Genomic DNA, 16,682 nt, shown 5'->3' on the forward strand with positions numbered 1-16,682 from the left:
CGCGCTCTTCCCAATTGGGCCCGCAGACCTCTAGCCACTGTGCGTATCCATGGGTTTACTATGAGTGACAGCAAGGGGCGGGGTCCCGAGGACAGGACACGAGGGAGCGCGATAGCGTCACCGCTGAACCACGTAGGGCGTTACCCCGGGGGCGACCCCGGCCCCGAACGAGCTTGTACCACCTTGGAGGTGAGGGTGTCCCAGATCGCAGGCGAGCCCGCGACCCAGGACTTCGTGGAAGTCCGGCTGCCGGCAGCGGGTGCCTACCTGTCGGTGCTGCGTACGGCCACGGCCGGTCTCGCGGCCCGTTTGGACTTCACCCTCGACGAGATCGAGGACCTGCGTATCGCGGTGGACGAGGCGTGCGCGATCCTGCTGCAGCAGGCCGTGCCCGGCTCAGTGCTCAGCTGCGTCTTCCGGCTCATCGACGACTCGCTGGAGGTCACGGTCGCGGCGCCGACCACGGACGGTCACGCCCCTTCGCGGGACACCTTCGCCTGGACCGTCCTGTCGGCCCTGGCCGGCAAGGTCTCCTCCGCGGTCGCCGACGACAAGACCGTGTCCATCAGTCTCTACAAACAGCGCGGCGCGGGACCCGGGCCGGCGTGACGAACGGGGACGGGCCGGTGCGGGACGAAGAGCGCGGCACACGGGAACTTTCCGGCGGGAACGCCGTCGGCCCGGGCGGGTCGCGGCGCATGGCCGACGGCATGGACGGCATCCCCGAGCAGGCGCGTCCGCACCCGGAGGACGACACCTCGGCGATCGTGGCGTCCGCGCAGGCGGGACCGCCCGGCACGGACGGGACGGTCTCCGTCCGGGACGGGGGACGAGGGGATGCGGACGGTGCCTCGCGGAGCACGTCCTCCGGAGGAAGTGGGGCCTTCCCCGCTCGCGCGGAGCCGAGCGAGCGGGGAAAGGTGACGGGCGGGACGATGAGCGAGCACGAGCGAAACGCTGAGCAGAGTGTGCCGGCCGGCGCACAGCACGACCCACAGGACCGCAGCGGGGCGCGGTCCATGTTCGTCGAGCTGCGCAAGCTGAGGGAGGGCAGCCCGGAGTACGCGGAGCTGCGCAACCAGCTGGTCCGCATGCACCTGCCGCTCGTCGAGCACCTCGCGCGCCGCTTCCGCAACCGGGGTGAGCCGCTGGACGATCTGACGCAGGTCGCCACCATCGGGCTGATCAAGTCGGTCGACCGCTTCGACCCCGATCGCGGTGTCGAGTTCTCCACGTACGCGACACCGACGGTCGTCGGCGAGATCAAGCGCCACTTCCGCGACAAGGGCTGGGCCGTGCGGGTGCCGCGGCGGCTGCAGGAGCTGCGCCTGGCCCTGACGACGGCCACGGCCGAGCTGTCCCAGCAGCACGGCCGCTCCCCGACGGTCCACGAGCTGGCCCAGAAGCTGGCCATCTCGGAGGAGGAGGTCCTGGAGGGCCTGGAGTCCGCCAACGCGTACTCGACGCTGTCCCTGGACGTCCCCGACACGGACGACGAGTCCCCGGCCGTCGCCGACACGCTCGGCGCCGAGGACGAGGCGCTGGAGGGCGTGGAGTACCGGGAGTCGCTCAAGCCGCTGCTGGAGGACCTTCCCCCGCGCGAGAAGCGGATTCTGCTCCTGCGCTTCTTCGGCAACATGACCCAGTCCCAGATCGCGCAGGAGGTCGGCATCTCACAGATGCATGTGTCGCGCCTGCTGGCCCGGACACTGGCGCAGTTGCGGGAGAAGCTGCTGGTCGAGGAGTAGGAGCGGCAACGGGCGACCGGGATGGCGGTCGCCCCGGCCGGAGGCCCCGCCGGCGTGCGGCGCGCCTACTTCTGGTCCTGTACGCCCCCGGGGCCCCGGATGCCGAGCGCCCGCGTCGTCGCCGGATTCACCAGGAGCACCAGGGCCGCCACCGCGACGGCCGCCAGCGCGATGCCCCCCGGGATCGCCAGGCTGTCGGCCTGCAGCAGGTTGTAGGCCACCGGCAGGGCCAGGATCTGGGTGATCACGGCGGGCCCCCGGCTCCAGCCGCGCCTCCGCAGCAGGCCGCGCGCGGCCAGCAGGGGCAGCAGCGCGAGCACGATCAGGGTGATGCCGCCGGTGACGGCCTGGCCGCGGTCGTCCGGGGATCCCGTGAGGCCCAGGGCGCACATCCAGACGCCGCCCACGACCAGGGCGAGCCCCTCCAGGCCGGCCAGCGCCGCCGCGGCGGTCAGCCGCGCGGGACGGGGCTCGGCGTCGGAGGTCTCAGGGGTGGGGTTCTGCTCAGCGCTCACCCCTGAAGGGTAGCCCCCGCCCCGGCGGCCGCCGCGGACCCCGGCACCGTCCCAGCGGCCAACACCGCCGTCGGGTCTCTTACCCGATCCCTACCTCGGTCTGGGTCCGGTACCCCTCAGTAGGTACGCTGCACCCCATGCGTGGACTTCTCGTGGTCAATCCGGCGGCAACCACCACAAGCGCACGTACCCGTGACGTCTTGACCCACGCGCTGGCGAGCGAGATGAAGCTTGAGGCGGTGACCACGCAGTACCGCGGACACGCCCGGGACCTCGGCCGCCAGGCCGCGGACAGCGAGGACATCGACCTGGTCGTGGCCCTCGGAGGCGACGGTACGGTCAACGAGGTCGTGAACGGCCTGCTGCACCGCGGCCCCGACCCCGACCGGCTGCCCCGCCTCGCCGTCGTCCCCGGCGGCTCCACCAACGTCTTCGCCCGCGCCCTCGGCCTGCCCAACGACGCCGTGGAGGCCACCGGCGTGATCCTCGACGCCCTGCGCGAGAACCGCGAGCGCACGGTCGGCCTCGGTCTCGCCGCCGGCACCCCGGGCACGGAGGACGAGGCGGTGCCCTCCCGCTGGTTCACCTTCACCGCCGGGCTCGGATTCGACGCGGGGGTCGTGGGCCGGGTCGAGCAGCAGCGGGAGCAGGGCAGGCGGTCGACCCATGCGCTGTATCTGCGCCAGGTGGTACGCCAGTTTCTGGACGAACCTCACCGCAGACACGGCACGATCACCCTGGACCGGCCCGGCGAGGAGCCGGTCACCGGTCTCGTGCTGTCCATAATCTGCAACACGGCGCCATGGACGTTCCTCGGGAACCGTCCGGTGTACGCGTCACCCAGGGCCTCGTTCGACACCGGACTGGACGTCATGGCGCTGAGCCGTATGTCGACGGCCTCGGTCGCCCGGTATGCCACACAGTTGCTCACTTCGTCCCCCGAGCGCGGCCCCCACGGCAAGCATGTGGTCTCGCTCCACGACCTGGCCGGGTTCACCTTGCATTCGAAGGTGCGGCTGCCCCTGCAGATGGACGGCGACCACCTCGGACTGCGCACAAGCGTGACGTTCACAGGCGTACACCGTGCACTGCGTGTGATTGTGTGAGTGGAAGGCGCTAAAGTCCTTTCAGTCGAACGTTTAGGCCAGGGTCCACCCCTTGGAAGTACGGCTGTGACCTAGTCGACACCAAGGAATCAAAAAAAACTTTCTTGAAGGGGTTGTATCCGCCGCTGAGGTTTGCGAGTCTCTACGTGGCGCTCGGGACAGCCCGCACCACTGGCCTCCGCAGAGAGCCCGAACCCCTCCTCAATTCACAGGACCACGTCAGCGAGCCTGGCGATAGGCCCTTCACTTGTCGGGGGATTCGTGAAAGCGTTCACATTCACAAGCAATCTGCACGTAATATCAAGGAGAGGTAGCAGCCATGGACTGGCGTCACAACGCCGTTTGCCGCGAGGAAGACCCTGAGCTCTTCTTCCCCATCGGCAACACCGGTCCCGCGCTGCTGCAGATCGAGGAAGCCAAGGCCGTCTGCCGTCGCTGCCCCGTTATCGAGCAGTGCCTGCAGTGGGCGCTCGAGTCCGGCCAGGACTCCGGCGTCTGGGGTGGTCTCAGCGAGGACGAGCGCCGCGCCATGAAGCGCCGCGCCGCTCGCAACCGGGCCCGTCAGGCCTCCGCCTGACACACCCGCCCCGTACGAGCCTGAGCTTGGCGGCGCGTACAGCGAGTACGCATCTCCCGCCCCCGAGCCGCAGCGCGCAGTACCCCCGCCGCGCTGGCAACAGCTGGCAACGAGCTTTAGCCCCGGACCACTTGTGGTCCGGGGCTCATTGCTGTGCGGTGCGCCCGCGCTCCTTTCTGCGAGCCCCGGGCCTCACTTGTGGGACTGCACCGGAATGTCCAGGATCACCCGCGTTCCGCCCTCCGCGGCCGGGACCATGTCGAATGTGCCGCCCAACTCGCCCTCCACCAGGGTCCGCACGATCTGCAGCCCGAGATTGCCCGAGGTGCGCGGGTCGAAGCCCTCGGGCAGGCCCACCCCGTCGTCCTGGACGGTGACCAGGAGCCGGGCCTCCTTGGTGGTGCCGCCGCGGACCGCCGCGACCTCGACCGTCCCGGTGTCCCCCGGGCGGAAGCCGTGTTCGAGGGCGTTCTGCAGGACCTCGGTCAGGACCATGGACAGCGGGGTCGCGACCTCGGCGTCGAGGATGCCGAAGCGGCCGCTGCGCCGGCCGGTGACCTTGCCGGGCGAGATCTCGGCGACCATTGCGAGCACCCGGTCGGCGATCTCGTCGAACTCCACGCGTTCGTCCAGATTCTGGGACAGCGTCTCATGGACGATGGCGATCGAGCCGACCCGCCGCACCGCCTCTTCGAGCGCCTCCCGTCCCCGCTCGGACTCGATGCGCCGGGCCTGCAGCCTGAGCAGGGCGGCGACCGTCTGGAGGTTGTTCTTCACCCGGTGGTGGATCTCCCGGATGGTCGCGTCCTTGGTGATCAACTCACGCTCACGGCGCCGCAGTTCGGTGACGTCCCGGAGCAGGACGAGCGAACCGATGCGCGTGCCCTTGGGCTTGAGCGGGATCGTGCGGAACTGGATCACACCGTCGTTGGCCTCGATCTCGAACTCACGCGGGGCCCAGCCGCTGGCGACCTTGGCGAGCGCCTCGTCGACCGGCCCCCGGGACGGTGCCAGTTCCGCGGTGGTCCTGCCCAGGTACTGACCGACGAGGTCGGCGGCGAGGCCCAGGCGATGGTAGGCCGACAGCGCGTTCGGCGAGGCGTACTGGACGATGCCGTCCGCGTCCAGCCGGACCAGCCCGTCGCCGACGCGCGGCAGAGCGTCCATGTCGACCTGCTGGTCGGGAAACGGGAAGGCGCCCGCCGCGATCATCTGGGCGAGGTCGGAGGCGCTCTGGAGGTAGGTCAGCTCCAGGCGGCTCGGGGTACGCACGGTCAGCAGGTTGGTGTTGCGCGCGATGACGCCGAGCACACGCCCCTCGCGCCGCACGGGGATGGACTCGACCCGGACGGGGACCTCCTCGCGCCACTCGGGGTCTCCCTCCCGCACGATCCGGCCCTCGTCCAAGGCCACGTCCAGCATCGGGCGGCGGCCGCGCGGGACGAGGTGGCCGACCATGTCGTCCTGGTACGAGGTGGGGCCGGTGTTGGGGCGCATCTGGGCCACCGACACATACCGCGTGCCGTCGCGCGTGGGCACCCACAGGACCAGGTCGGCGAAGGAGAGGTCGGAGAGCAGCTGCCACTCCGACACCAGCAGGTGCAGCCACTCCAGGTCGGAGTCGCTGAGGGCGGTGTGCTGGTGGACCAGTTCGTTCATGGAGGGCACGTCTGCGAGGGTACCTGGGCGTTCGGACAGCGCTCGAAATCAGCGGGAACGGGGCCGTTGCCCGGAACCTCGGGCGGCTTCGCCCGGCGCCCCCGCACCGGGCCGGAAACACCCGCGGGCCGCGGCGCCTGGGAGGGACCCTCAACCCTCCCGGCACCGCAGCCCGGAGCAGCAACGGCCGTGGGGTGTGCGGTCCCGGTCGGCCGAAGGTCGAGGAGCCGGGGCAGTCAGGGCAGAGAGCACCGGTTCCTCGGTCCGCCCTCCTGTGCGGGGAAGGCGGAGGCTCGTATGTCGCGTCCTCCTCGTCGTCGCGAGACGGACGCCTTGCTTGATGTACCTGTCTGTCGAGCTGTCGAGCGCGATGGACTAGACCACACCTCGTGGACCATGTTCCAGCGTCCGGCCGCGTGTGTCCATGTGTCGGCGGATGTTTGTTGTCCGCTCTTCACCGGATGCCACGGACGGCCCGTCCGCAGAAGCGTAGCCCGCTTCGGCTGCGGCTCGTGGCCAGAACGCCATCGCGATGTCCGCGAGTGCCTCCAGCTCCTCCCGGCTCGCTCCGTCGCGCGCCTGCTGGGACATCCCCTGGAGGACCGCGCCGACGCACCGGGCGAGCGCGCCGGCGTCGGCGTCCCCGGACAGCTCTCCCGTGGCGATGCCGGCCCTGATACGGCCCTCGAAGGCCGCGATGGCGGCGTTGCGCCGGGCGCGCAGGGACTCCTCGACTTCGGGGGTCGCGCAGTTGGTCGCGGCGTGGAGGACGAGGCAGCCGTGCGGGTGACCGGGGGCGGTGTAGACGTCGGCCGCCTCGCGGAGTATGCGCTCGACGGCGCCACGCGCCGTGGGCTCCTCGGCCAGGGCACGGTCACTGAAGGAGCCGTACCGGTCGCCGTAGACGCGGACGGCCTCCTCGAACAGCGACCGCTTGTCGCCGAAGGCCGCGTACAGGCTGGGGGCGCCGATACCCATCGCGTGGGTGAGGTCGGAGACGGACGTGGCCTCGTAGCCGTGCTCCCAGAACGCGAGGACGGCCTTCTCCAGCGCGGTCGCACGGTCGAAGGAGCGGGGCCGGCCCCGCGGCCGGGCTTCCTTCCCCTGGCGGTTCACCATGGGGCGGATTTTATGGCGGCCGCTAGAGAAAACACTCCCTCCCGCACCACGCTCTTTTTCTTTTCCGTATCGATCGCCAGGGAATGCGGAGGGGCATCGCCATGGGTGTGCGCACGAGCAGGACGGCACGGCCGGGTGGACGCGACGGGCCGTTCGCCCACGCACCTGGCACTCCACCGGGAGGACCACCTCTGCTAGATTGGTCTATACCACATGCTCCCGTTCGGTTCCCAGGCGAGCCCCTCTTCAGATCGGCAGGCCCAGCGTGGAAGTTGTCATCGTTCCGGACGCCACTGCGGGTGGCGAGCTCATAGCCGAGGCCATGGCGCACCTGCTCCGGCGCACGCCCGACGCCCTGCTCGGAGTGGCCACCGGCTCGACCCCGCTGCCCGTGTACGAGGCGCTGGCGGCCCGGGTGCGCTCCGGTGCCGTGGACACCTCGCGGGCACGGATCGCTCAGCTCGACGAATACGCGGGGCTGCCGGCCGACCATCCGGAGTCGTACCGCTCGGTGCTCAGGCGCCAGGTGCTGGAGCCGCTCGGCATCGGCATGGACGCGTTCATGGGCCCCGACGGCACCGCGCGGGACGTGCCTGCCGCCTGCGAGGCGTACGACAAGGCGCTGGCCGCGGCCGGCGGCGTGGACCTCCAGCTGCTCGGAATCGGGACCGACGGCCATATCGGGTTCAACGAGCCGTGCTCCTCGCTCGCCTCCCGGACTCGGATCAAGACGCTGACCGAGCAGACCCGCATCGACAATGCGCGCTTCTTCGGCGGCGACATCGACCAGGTGCCCCACCATGTGATCACGCAGGGCATCGGAACCATCCTGGAGGCCCGGCACCTCGTGCTCCTCGCGACCGGCGAGAGCAAGGCGGACGCGGTCGCCGCGACGGTCGAGGGCCCCGTCGCGGCGGTGTGCCCGGCCTCCGCGCTGCAGCTCCACCCGCACGCCACGGTCGTCGTCGACGAGGCCGCCGCCGCCGAGCTGAAGCTCGCCGACTACTTCCGGCACACCTACGCCCACAAGCCCGACTGGCAGGACATCTAGGGTCCGCCCGGGTCCTCGCGGCCGGCTACGCGCCCGCGAGGACCTCGGCTGCCGCCCGCCCGCACACCCGCGCCGCACCGTGCGTGGCGATGTGCAGGGCGCCGCGGGGTGCGGACTGTGGAACACCCATCTCGACCACGATCGTGTCGGGGCGTTCCGCAAGGAGTGTGTCGAGAGCCGAGGCCATCCAGGCGTGGCGGTGCTCGTCCCGGACCACCGCGACGATCCGCCGCCCACCAGCGGCGTCCAGCGCGGCCCGCCCGGCCTCCTGCCCCGCGAAGCTGCCCGTCTCCGTGCCGGGCAGCAGGCGGAGCAGTTCCGCGGCGACGCCCCAGGGGGTCTCGTCGCCCACCGCGATGTTCGCGGTGGGGGTGAGGGCGGCGACGTACGGCGGTTCGCCGAGCGGGACGAAGCCCTCCGCGCCGGTGACCGTCAGTGCGCGCCGGGCCGCGACCAGGCCGACGTCGGTGCCGGCGGCCGGCTGCGGTGCGGCTTCCTGCGGCCGCGCCGCGGCCGTCCACCGCGCCAGCACCCGCACGCGTTCCGCCGCGTCCGCGAGCCGCTCCTCGGCCAGTTCCCCGGAGCGGACGGCCGTGACCAGGGCGTCCCGCAGCCGCCGTACCGTCTCGTCGTCCGCGAGGCCGCCGCCCACGCAGATCGCGTCCGCGCCGGCCGCGATGGCGAGCACGCTGCCGCGTTCGATGCCGTAGGTCCCGGCGATCGCCCGCATCTCCATGCCGTCGGTGACGATCAGGCCGTCGTAGCCGAGTTCGCCGCGCAGCAGCTCGGTCAGCACCTTCCGGGACAGCGTGGCGGGGAGGTCCGGGTCCAGGGCCGGCACCAGGATGTGCGCGCTCATCACCGCGCGCGTGCCGGCGGCGATCGCCGCGCGGAACGGCGTCAGTTCGCGCTCCTGGAGCACCGGCGGCCCCGCGTCGATGCGCGGCAGCGCGTGGTGCGAGTCCACGGCGGTGTCGCCGTGCCCCGGGAAGTGCTTGGTGCAGGCGGCGACACCGGCGGACTGCAGGCCGGTGACGTACGCGGCGGTGTGCCGGGCCACCAGCGCGGTGTCGGCTCCGAAGGACCGTACGCCGATCACCGGGTTCGCGGGATTGGAGTTCACATCGGCCGAGGGCGCCCAGTTCAGGTTCACCCCGCACTCCGCGAGGCGGCGACCGAGTTCGTGCGCCACCCGGCGGGTCAGCTGCGCATCGTCCACCGCGCCCAAGGCGTGGTTGCCGGGGAAGGACGACCCGGTCCTCACCTCCAGGCGCGTGACGTCGCCTCCCTCCTCGTCGATCGCGACGAGCACGTCGTCGCGTTCGGCGCGCAGCTGCGCGGTCAGGGCGGCGAGCTGTTCGCGCGAGGCGATGTTCCGGCCGAACAGGCCCACCGACGCCAGCCCCTCGCCGAGGCGGCGCAGCAGCCAGTCGGGGGCGGTGGTGCCGGTGAAGCCGGGCTGGAGGACCGTCAGCGCGTCTCGCGTGAGGGTCTCGGTACCGCTGGCGAATGTCGTCATCGGGTGGCGTTATCCCTTCACGGCGCCCGCGGTGAGGCCCGCGGCCATCTTGCGCTGGACGAGGAGGAAGAGGACGACGATCGGCACCGCCATCATCGTGGAACCGGCCATCATCGGGGCGTACTCGGTGCCGTGCTTGGTGGTGAAGTTACCCAGCCAGACGGTCGCGGTCTGGTTCTGCTGGCTCATCAGCATCAGGGCGTACAGATACTCGTTCCACGCCTGGATGAAGCCGTAGACCGACGTGGCGACCAGGCCGGGGGCGAGCAGCGGAAAGACCACGCGCAGGAAGGCGCCGGTGCGTGAGCAGCCGTCCACCATCGCCGCCTCCTCCAGCTCGCGCGGGATGTTGACGATGAAGCCGCGCAGGGTCCACACCGTGAAGGGGAGGATGAAGGTCAGATACGTGATGATCAGGCCCGACAGCCTGTCGTACTGGCCGAGGTCGTTGAGGAGCAGGAAAACCGGGATGATCATGGCCACGAGCGGGATCATCTGGACCGCCAGGATGCCCACGATCACGATCTTCCGGCCGCGGAAGGCGAAGCGGGAGATGGCGAGCGCGGCCAGCATGCCGACGACGATGCCGATCGCGACCACCGACAACGACACGATCAGGCTGCGGGCGACCGGCCCCCAGAAGTCCGCGATGGTCAGCGCGCGGCTGAAGTTGTCCAGCGTGACCCCGGTCGGCAGCAGGCTGGGGTCCGGGTCGATGGCGTCCTTCGCCGGTTTGAAGGCGGTGTCGGCCATCCAGTAGACGGGGAAGCCCGCGGTGACGAAGACCAGCAGGCCAAGGAGGTTCCAGCCGAGCCTGGAGGTCCCCCGGCGGCGGGCGGCGGTGCGCCCGGACAGCGCTGTCGCGCTCATTCCACCTCTCCGATCTTCAGCATCTGACGCATGTAGACGGCGACGACGCCGAGCAGCAGCAGCACGGTGAGCAGCGCGATCGCGGAGCCCTGCCCGTAGTCGTTGACGACGAACGCCTTGTCGTACGAGTACGTGGTGAGCAACTGGAACTCGGCCTCGGGGTGGCCGCCGCGCATCACGAAGACCTGCGGGAAGACGCCCATGTCCCAGATGACGGACAGAGTGGTGAGCATCACGATGACCGGCTTGAGGACCGGGAGGGTGACATGGCGGAAGACGCCCCAGGAGCCCGCGCCGTCGAGCCGTGCCGCCTCCTGGAGTTCCTTCGGGACCTGGGTGAGGCCCGCGCCGAGCGTGATCACCACGAACGGGACGGCGCCCCACACCACGAGCAGCATGATCACGGCCAGCCCCTGGGGCCCGCTCGCGAACCAGTTGTGACCGATCATGTCGACCCCCGGCAGCTTGCTGAGCAGCGCGTTGAAGACGCCGTAGTCCGAGTCGAAGAGCCACTTGAAGACCGTGGTCGCGACGATGACCGGCATGCCCCAGCCGGCTACGAGCACGATGTTGACGAGCGTCTTCACCCAGCCGGAGACCCGCTGGAGCAGCAGCGCGATCAGCATGCCGGCGACCATGGTGAAGACCACCGAGCCGGCGGCGAAGAGGATCGTGCGCACCACGACCGCCCAGAACTCGCCGTCACCGAGGACGCCGGTGAAATTGGCGAGGCCGACCGCCTCGGGGGGCTGGAAGCCCCACAGCTGCGACTGGCCGAACTTCTGGAAGGCCAGGGTGACCAGGCGTACCAGCGGATAGCCCATCACCAGGGCGAGGACCAGCAGACAGGGGGCGAGCAGCGCCCAGGGGACGGCGGCCCCGCCCGGCGTCCGCTGTCTGCGCGGCCTGACGACGGCGTCCGGTGGCGGCGCCGGCCGCGACGGCGGCGGCTTGGCAGGGGTGGTCGTGTCTGCGGCACTCATCGCGCGCTCCTCAGCGGCCGTACGGTGCGGGGCCCGCCCCGAACACCCCCCGGGTCAACGGGCCCCGCGCTGCCGTCACTTGGTGTTGATGACCTTGTCGATGGCGACGTCCGCGTCCTTCGCGGCGGCCTCGACCGACTTCTTGCCGGTGCCGATGGCCTGCAGCATGGTCTGCAGGATCTGCGCCTTCTCGACCTGGCCCCAGCCCGGTGCCATCGGGACGAACCAGTTGGACTCGGCCGCCGTGGCCGGGACCGCCGTCGCCGGGTCGTTCTTCAGGGTGGCGAGGTCGGTCTTGTTGTTGGGCAGGTTGCCCTTGGCCATCAGGCCCTTCTGCCCCTCGGAGCCGGTGAAGGCGTTGATCCACTCGGCGGCCAGCGCCTGCGCCTTGGACTTCACGGGGATCGCGAGGTCCGAACCGCCCAGGAAGACCGGGATGTTCTTGCCGGACGGACCGGGCATCACGAAGTTCTCGAGGTTGTTCTTCAGCTTGCCGGTCTTGTCGTTCTTCGGGTCGGCCGCCGTCGCGCCCTCCCACGCGGCGCCGAAGATCATGGCGGACTTGCCCTGGCCGTAGACGATGTAGCGGTCGGACTCGTCCTTGGTCTTGTCGCCGTGCATGTACTTGTCGACGATCGTCTTGAACTCGGTGAGGCCCTTGAGGGACTCGGGCGAGGAGAGGCCGGCCTTCCACCGGCCGCCCTCCTCCTCGGCGATGGAGCCGCCCGCGTCGTAGACGAAGGACATGGCCGCGTACCAGTCGCGCGTCGGCTGGTACCAGGCGTTGAACGTGCCGCCCTCCCGCTTCTGGATCTTGTCCAGGACGGCGGTCAGCTCCCGGTACGTCTTCGGGGGCGTCTTCACGCCGACCGAAGCGGCGATGTCCTTGCGCCAGTTGGCGACGCGGCCGCCGGCGTAGTACGGGACTCCGTAGGTCTTGCCGTCGTACGTCACCGATGCCTTGAGGCCGTCCAGCCACTGGGCGGAGTTGTCGAACGCGGCCGGGTCGACGGGGGCGAAGGCGCCCTTGACCATGTAGCCGAGCATCTCGGTGTTGCCCATCTCGACCACGTCGGGCGCCTTGTCGGTGGCGAGCACCGCGTCGAGCTTGGTGTTCTTGTCCGGCCAGCCGTAGTACTCGTGCTTGATCGTGAGACCGGGGTGCTTCTTCACCAGCGCGTCGTCGGCCGCCTTCACCAGCGCCGGCCAGTTGTTCTGCGCGTCGACCGTCAGCCAGACGGTGAGCTCCTTGGCGTCCGCTCCCTTGTCCCCGGACTTGCCGTCACCGCCCCCGCACGCCGCGATGGAGACCATCATGCCCGCGATACCGATCGCGGCTGTCAGCTTGCGCTTCACGCCACCCTCCTCAGGGATGCCACAAACCCCCCTTGTCCCCGCGGCGACTGACGACGAGTACGGCACGTGGGGCCGGGACTGGACCAATGGTGTAGACCAGTACCGGGGAGCTTGGCCCAGACCAATAGGCGTGTCAAGGGCGCGTGAAGCACTCCCGGCGTCCGTTACGGGACCTACATATGCAAGGACCTTTAAGTAGGAACCCAGCAAAAACGGGCACGGTCCGAGCGAGCGGGCCCGACTGGACCACATGGGCGAGATGGACTAGACCATCTGGGACACCGGCGGTATACAGAGGGGATCCCCGGCCGTGTAACGGGGATCACGAAGCGTCCGGGGGCATCCGCCCCCGTGAAGCCGTGCCACGATGTGAGCCGTGACCGACGGGCCTGTCGGTCGCTTCGGCATCCGGAGCCGGGAAGGCAGAGCATGAGCACCGACGTCAGCAGTGCGGAGAGCGAGGGCGGGGCGACCGTCCGCACCGCGCGCGTGCCTAAGTACTACCGCCTGAAGAAGCATCTGCTCGAGATGACGGAGACGCTGCCGCCCGGGACGCCGGTGCCGCCCGAGCGCACGCTGGCGGCCGAGTTCGACACCTCGCGCACAACGGTGCGCCAGGCCCTGCAGGAACTGGTCGTCGAGGGCCGCCTGGAGCGCATCCAGGGCAAGGGCACGTTCGTCGCCAAGCCGAAGGTCTCGCAGGCGCTGCAACTCACCTCGTACACCGAGGACATGCGGGCCCAGGGCCTGGAGCCGACCTCGCAGCTGCTGGACATCGGCTACATCACCGCCGACGACATGCTCGCCGGGCTGCTCGACATCGCGCCCGGCGGCCGGGTGCTGCGCATCGAACGGCTGCGGCTGGCGAGCGGCGAGCCGATGGCCATCGAGACGACACACCTGTCCGCGAAGCGCTTCCCGGCGCTGCGCCGGTCGCTGGTGAAGTACACCTCGCTGTACACGGCGCTCGCGGAGGTCTACGACGTCCACCTCGCCGAGGCCGAGGAGACCATCGAGACGTCGCTGGCCACCCCGCGCGAGGCCGGCCTGCTCGGCACGGACGTGGGCCTGCCGATGCTGATGCTCTCGCGGCACTCCCTGGACCGGGAGGGCCAGCCGGTGGAGTGGGTGCGGTCCGTCTACCGCGGCGACCGCTACAAGTTCGTGGCGAGGCTGAAGCGGCCCACCGAGTAGAACAACGCTGCGGGCGGTATGGCGCCGCCCCCGAAGCTGCTCTACGGTCCTCCCGTCGCCGCACGGACGGGAGGACGGCCCGGTGCCCACCCAGAACGTTTCCCTGCCCCCGTTCCGTCACGCTGCGCACTCCTACGGGTGCGTACGGACTACCCAGAGGTATATACCCCCGGGGGTTCCTATTGCTGTTGGAAACCGATATGCGGAGGGGGCTTCCGCATTCCAGACACCGTCACCTACATTGCCTGCGCGTTACCACCAGTGATCAGTGAGGAGACGGAGCCGCCCATGTCGAACGAGCCCACTGCAAGAGGAACGGCGGTGGTGACGCCTGTGCGCGTCATCATCGCCCTCTGCCTCCTAGCTCCCTTTGTCGCGATGCTGTGGGTCGGGTCCTATGCCAAGACGGACCCGGCCTTCATCGGCATCCCCTTCTTCTACTGGTACCAGATGCTGTGGGTGCTGATCTCCACGGCGCTGACGATGATCGCGTACAAGCTGTGGCAGCGTGACCAGCGCGCCCAGGCCTCGCAGAAGGGCGGTGCGGCGGAATGAAGGACGGCGTGAACGGCGTGGCGCTCGGCGTCTTCGTCTTCTTCTTCCTGGCCGTGAGCGTCATGGGCTTCCTGGCGGCACGCTGGCGCAAGGCCGACAACGAGCACACCCTGGACGAATGGGGCCTGGGCGGACGGTCGTTCGGCACCTGGATCACCTGGTTCCTGCTCGGCGGCGACCTCTACACGGCGTACACCTTCGTGGCCGTGCCGGCGGCGATCTACGCGGCGGGCGCGATGGGCTTCTTCGCGGTGCCGTACACGATCCTGGTCTACCCGCTGATCTTCATGTTCCTGCCCCGTCTGTGGTCGGTGTCGCACCGGCACGGCTACGTGACGACGTCGGACTTCGTACGCGGCCGCTTCGGCTCGAAGGGCCTGTCGCTGGCGGTGGCGGTCACCGGCATCCTGGCGACGATGCCGTACATCGCGCTCCAGCTGGTCGGCATCCAGGCCGTGCTGGACGTGATGGGCGTGGGTGGCGGCGAGAGCACGCACTGGTTCGTGAAGGACCTGCCGCTGCTGATCGCCTTCGGCGTGCTGGCGGCGTACACGTACTCCTCGGGTCTGCGGGCGCCCGCCCTGATCGCGTTCGTGAAGGACGCGCTGATCTACATCGTCATCGCGGTGGCGATCATCTACATCCCGATCAAGCTGGGCGGCTTCGACGACATCTTCGCCAAGGCCGGCCAGGCGTTCTCGCAGACGAACCCGGCGACGGGCAAGCCGCGCGGGGCGCTGGTGACGCCGGAGGCGGGCCAGTGGACATACGTGACCCTCGCGCTGGGCTCGGCGCTCGCGCTGTTCATGTACCCCCACTCGATCACCGCGACGCTGTCCTCACGCAGCCGTGAGGTGATCCGCCGCAACACCACGATCCTGCCGCTGTACTCGGTGATGCTGGGTCTGCTCGCGCTGCTCGGCTTCATGGCCATCGCGGCCGGTGTCAACGTGAAGAACGGCCAGCTGGCGATCCCGCAGCTGTTCGAGGACATGTTCCCGGACTGGTTCGCGGGCGTGGCGTTCGCGGCGATCGGCATCGGGGCGCTCGTCCCCGCGGCGATCATGTCGATCGCGGCGGCGAACCTGTTCACCCGCAACATCTACAAGGACTTCATCAAGCCGGACGCCACACCCCACCAGGAGACCAGGGTCTCCAAGGCGGTGTCGCTGCTGGTGAAGGTGGGCGCCCTGCTCTTCGTCCTGACGATGGACAAGACGGTGGCCATCAACTTCCAGTTGCTCGGCGGCATCTGGATCCTGCAGACCTTCCCGGCCCTGGTCGGCGGCCTGTTCACCCGCTGGTTCCACCGCTGGGCGCTACTGGCGGGCTGGGCGGTCGGCATGGTGTACGGCACGGTCGCCGCGTACGGCGTCGCCTCCCCGACCAAGAAGCACTTCGGCGGCTCGGCGAAGGAGATCCCCGGCATCGGCGAGATCGGCTACATCGGCCTGACGGCGTTCGTGCTGAACGTCGCGGTCACCGTGGTGCTGACCCTCGTCCTGAAGGCGGTCAAGGCTCCGGAAGGCGTCGACGAGACCCAGCCGGGCGACTACACGGCGGACGCGGGCGACCCCGGGGTGCAGGTGGAACTGCCGCCGGCCACGGCGGGCACCGCACACTGAGCCGGACCTGAGGACGGGCCGCCGGAGTGATCCGGCGGCCCGTTGTCGTACCCGTCCTGCACACTGACCCTCATGGACATCGCGATCCGGCAGGCGGAACCCGGGGACTACGAGACGCTCGGGGAGATCACCGCACAGGCGTACCTGCGAGACGGCCTCCTGGACTTCGGGGAGAGCGACGAGTACCTCGGTGAGCTGAGGGACGTGGCCAAGCGGGCCGCCGCCGCGGAGGTGCTGGTGGCGATCGAGCGCACGAGCGTCCCCTCTGCCCGGGGGAGCGTGCTCGGCGGGGTGACCTTCGTGCCGGACGGGGGCCCCATGGCCGACATCGCCCGCCCCGGGGAGGCCGAGATGAGGATGCTCGCCGTCTCCCACGCGGCCCGGGGCCAGGGGATCGGCGAGGCCCTCGTACGCGCCTGCGTCGACCGGGCGCGGGCCACGGACGGCTGTGTCCGGATCGTCCTGTCGACCCAGCGCACGATGCGCACCGCCCACCGCATCTACGAGCGCCTGGGCTTCGTCCGCACCCCCGGGCGCGACTGGACCCCCGTCCCGCACCTCGACATCGCCCTCCTCACCTATGAGTTGCCCCTCTGACGCACCCCGAAGCCGACAAGACACAACATCTGGGGGTGGCATCGAACCCCGACACAAGATGTATGCTCATGCTCGCTGTCGCCGCAGGGGAATCCGGTGCGAATCCGGAACTGTCCCGCAACGGTGTACTTGTGCATGCTCGCCCCCGTGTGCGCGCACGAGCGTCAGTCCGAGGACCTGCCGACAGCGCGCCCGGCCGTCCGGCCCG

General features: G+C 70.0%; 15 protein-coding genes, 1 pseudogene and 1 riboswitch. Of the genes and pseudogenes, 9 read left to right on the top strand and 7 right to left on the bottom strand.

Features of this window, described 5'->3' with window-relative positions; translation table 11 throughout:
- Window positions 1-195: 195 nt before the first annotated feature.
- Both ACFSL4_RS06470 and ACFSL4_RS06475 read left to right on the top strand, forming a co-directional pair.
- Complete coding sequence (locus ACFSL4_RS06470) at window positions 196-609, top strand: ATP-binding protein (protein ID WP_055492491.1); 414 nt, start codon at window positions 196-198, stop codon at window positions 607-609.
- A complete protein-coding gene (locus tag ACFSL4_RS06475; RefSeq protein ID WP_381079463.1) occupies window positions 606-1,748 on the top strand; it encodes an RNA polymerase sigma factor SigF in 1,143 nt (380 codons plus the stop codon). Before ACFSL4_RS06470 ends, ACFSL4_RS06475 begins: the two co-directional genes overlap by 4 nt.
- 65 nt (window positions 1,749-1,813) lie before the next feature.
- Here the strand turns inward: ACFSL4_RS06475 and ACFSL4_RS06480 are convergent, their stop codons facing one another.
- On the bottom strand, window positions 1,814-2,263 hold the full coding sequence (locus tag ACFSL4_RS06480; protein ID WP_381079465.1) for a hypothetical protein: 450 nt from the start codon (window positions 2,261-2,263) through the stop codon (window positions 1,814-1,816).
- A gap of 137 nt (window positions 2,264-2,400) precedes the next feature.
- On the opposite strand from ACFSL4_RS06480, the gene ACFSL4_RS06485 reads away from it, so the two are divergent.
- Window positions 2,401-3,369, top strand: coding sequence for a diacylglycerol/lipid kinase family protein (locus ACFSL4_RS06485; protein ID WP_381079467.1), 969 nt, complete (start codon window positions 2,401-2,403; stop codon window positions 3,367-3,369).
- Between the two features lie 319 nt (window positions 3,370-3,688).
- The gene (locus tag ACFSL4_RS06490) at window positions 3,689-3,946 is read left to right on the top strand and encodes a WhiB family transcriptional regulator (protein WP_003992873.1); all 258 of its coding nucleotides are present in this window, start codon (window positions 3,689-3,691) and stop codon (window positions 3,944-3,946) included.
- A gap of 192 nt (window positions 3,947-4,138) precedes the next feature.
- On the opposite strand, the gene ACFSL4_RS06495 is transcribed toward ACFSL4_RS06490, so the two are convergent.
- Together ACFSL4_RS06495 and ACFSL4_RS06500 are read right to left on the bottom strand one after the other, a co-directional pair.
- Window positions 4,139-5,614, bottom strand: coding sequence for a sensor histidine kinase (locus ACFSL4_RS06495; RefSeq protein WP_381079469.1), 1,476 nt, complete (start codon window positions 5,612-5,614; stop codon window positions 4,139-4,141).
- Window positions 5,615-6,115: 501 nt separating this feature from the next.
- Window positions 6,116-6,724, bottom strand: a pseudogene (locus tag ACFSL4_RS06500) (TetR/AcrR family transcriptional regulator); the annotation flags it as partial.
- Window positions 6,725-6,989: 265 nt separating this feature from the next.
- On the opposite strand from ACFSL4_RS06500, the gene nagB reads away from it, so the two are divergent.
- The gene (gene nagB / locus ACFSL4_RS06505) at window positions 6,990-7,775 is read left to right on the top strand and encodes a glucosamine-6-phosphate deaminase (protein WP_381079471.1); all 786 of its coding nucleotides are present in this window, start codon (window positions 6,990-6,992) and stop codon (window positions 7,773-7,775) included.
- 25 nt (window positions 7,776-7,800) lie between these two features.
- Here the strand turns inward: nagB and ACFSL4_RS06510 are convergent, their stop codons facing one another.
- From ACFSL4_RS06510 to ACFSL4_RS06525, 4 genes are all read right to left on the bottom strand, one after another.
- Window positions 7,801-9,294: a glycoside hydrolase family 3 protein gene (locus tag ACFSL4_RS06510; RefSeq protein ID WP_381079473.1), complete on the bottom strand. Its 1,494-nt coding sequence runs from the start codon at window positions 9,292-9,294 to the stop codon at window positions 7,801-7,803.
- Between the two features lie 9 nt (window positions 9,295-9,303).
- Complete coding sequence (locus ACFSL4_RS06515) at window positions 9,304-10,164, bottom strand: carbohydrate ABC transporter permease (RefSeq protein WP_381079475.1); 861 nt, start codon at window positions 10,162-10,164, stop codon at window positions 9,304-9,306.
- Window positions 10,161-11,147, bottom strand: a complete 987-nt coding sequence (locus tag ACFSL4_RS06520; protein ID WP_381079477.1) for a carbohydrate ABC transporter permease — start codon at window positions 11,145-11,147, stop codon at window positions 10,161-10,163. The genes ACFSL4_RS06515 and ACFSL4_RS06520 overlap by 4 nt, the downstream gene beginning before the upstream one ends.
- Window positions 11,148-11,222: 75 nt before the next feature.
- Complete coding sequence (locus ACFSL4_RS06525; RefSeq protein ID WP_381079479.1) at window positions 11,223-12,503, bottom strand: extracellular solute-binding protein; 1,281 nt, start codon at window positions 12,501-12,503, stop codon at window positions 11,223-11,225.
- A gap of 429 nt (window positions 12,504-12,932) precedes the next feature.
- On the opposite strand from ACFSL4_RS06525, the gene ACFSL4_RS06530 reads away from it, so the two are divergent.
- From ACFSL4_RS06530 to ACFSL4_RS06545, 4 genes are all read left to right on the top strand, one after another.
- A complete protein-coding gene (locus ACFSL4_RS06530; RefSeq protein WP_381079481.1) occupies window positions 12,933-13,697 on the top strand; it encodes a GntR family transcriptional regulator in 765 nt (254 codons plus the stop codon).
- Window positions 13,698-14,018: 321 nt separating this feature from the next.
- Window positions 14,019-14,252, top strand: coding sequence for a DUF3311 domain-containing protein (locus ACFSL4_RS06535; protein WP_381079483.1), 234 nt, complete (start codon window positions 14,019-14,021; stop codon window positions 14,250-14,252).
- Window positions 14,249-15,877, top strand: coding sequence for a monocarboxylate uptake permease MctP (gene mctP / locus ACFSL4_RS06540; protein ID WP_381079485.1), 1,629 nt, complete (start codon window positions 14,249-14,251; stop codon window positions 15,875-15,877). The genes ACFSL4_RS06535 and mctP overlap by 4 nt, the downstream gene beginning before the upstream one ends.
- Window positions 15,878-15,949: 72 nt before the next feature.
- Complete coding sequence (locus tag ACFSL4_RS06545; protein WP_381079487.1) at window positions 15,950-16,474, top strand: GNAT family N-acetyltransferase; 525 nt, start codon at window positions 15,950-15,952, stop codon at window positions 16,472-16,474.
- Between the two features lie 62 nt (window positions 16,475-16,536).
- Window positions 16,537-16,673, top strand: a riboswitch (cobalamin riboswitch).
- Window positions 16,674-16,682: the final 9 nt, after the last annotated feature.

This window comes from Streptomyces caeni, from assembly GCF_042678285.1.
In the GTDB taxonomy this organism is placed as follows: Bacteria; Actinomycetota; Actinomycetes; order Streptomycetales; family Streptomycetaceae; genus Streptomyces; species Streptomyces caeni.

Coding starts and splice junctions, on each gene's coding strand:
- ACFSL4_RS06485 (WP_381079467.1), top strand. CDS start 2,401: ATGCGTGGACTTCTCGTGGTCAATCCGGCGGCAACCACCACAAGCGCA.
- ACFSL4_RS06490 (WP_003992873.1), top strand. CDS start 3,689: ATGGACTGGCGTCACAACGCCGTTTGCCGCGAGGAAGACCCTGAGCTC.
- ACFSL4_RS06510 (WP_381079473.1), bottom strand. CDS start 9,294: ATGACGACATTCGCCAGCGGTACCGAGACCCTCACGCGAGACGCGCTG.
- ACFSL4_RS06515 (WP_381079475.1), bottom strand. CDS start 10,164: ATGAGCGCGACAGCGCTGTCCGGGCGCACCGCCGCCCGCCGCCGGGGG.
- ACFSL4_RS06520 (WP_381079477.1), bottom strand. CDS start 11,147: ATGAGTGCCGCAGACACGACCACCCCTGCCAAGCCGCCGCCGTCGCGG.
- ACFSL4_RS06530 (WP_381079481.1), top strand. CDS start 12,933: ATGAGCACCGACGTCAGCAGTGCGGAGAGCGAGGGCGGGGCGACCGTC.
- mctP (WP_381079485.1), top strand. CDS start 14,249: ATGAAGGACGGCGTGAACGGCGTGGCGCTCGGCGTCTTCGTCTTCTTC.
- ACFSL4_RS06545 (WP_381079487.1), top strand. CDS start 15,950: ATGGACATCGCGATCCGGCAGGCGGAACCCGGGGACTACGAGACGCTC.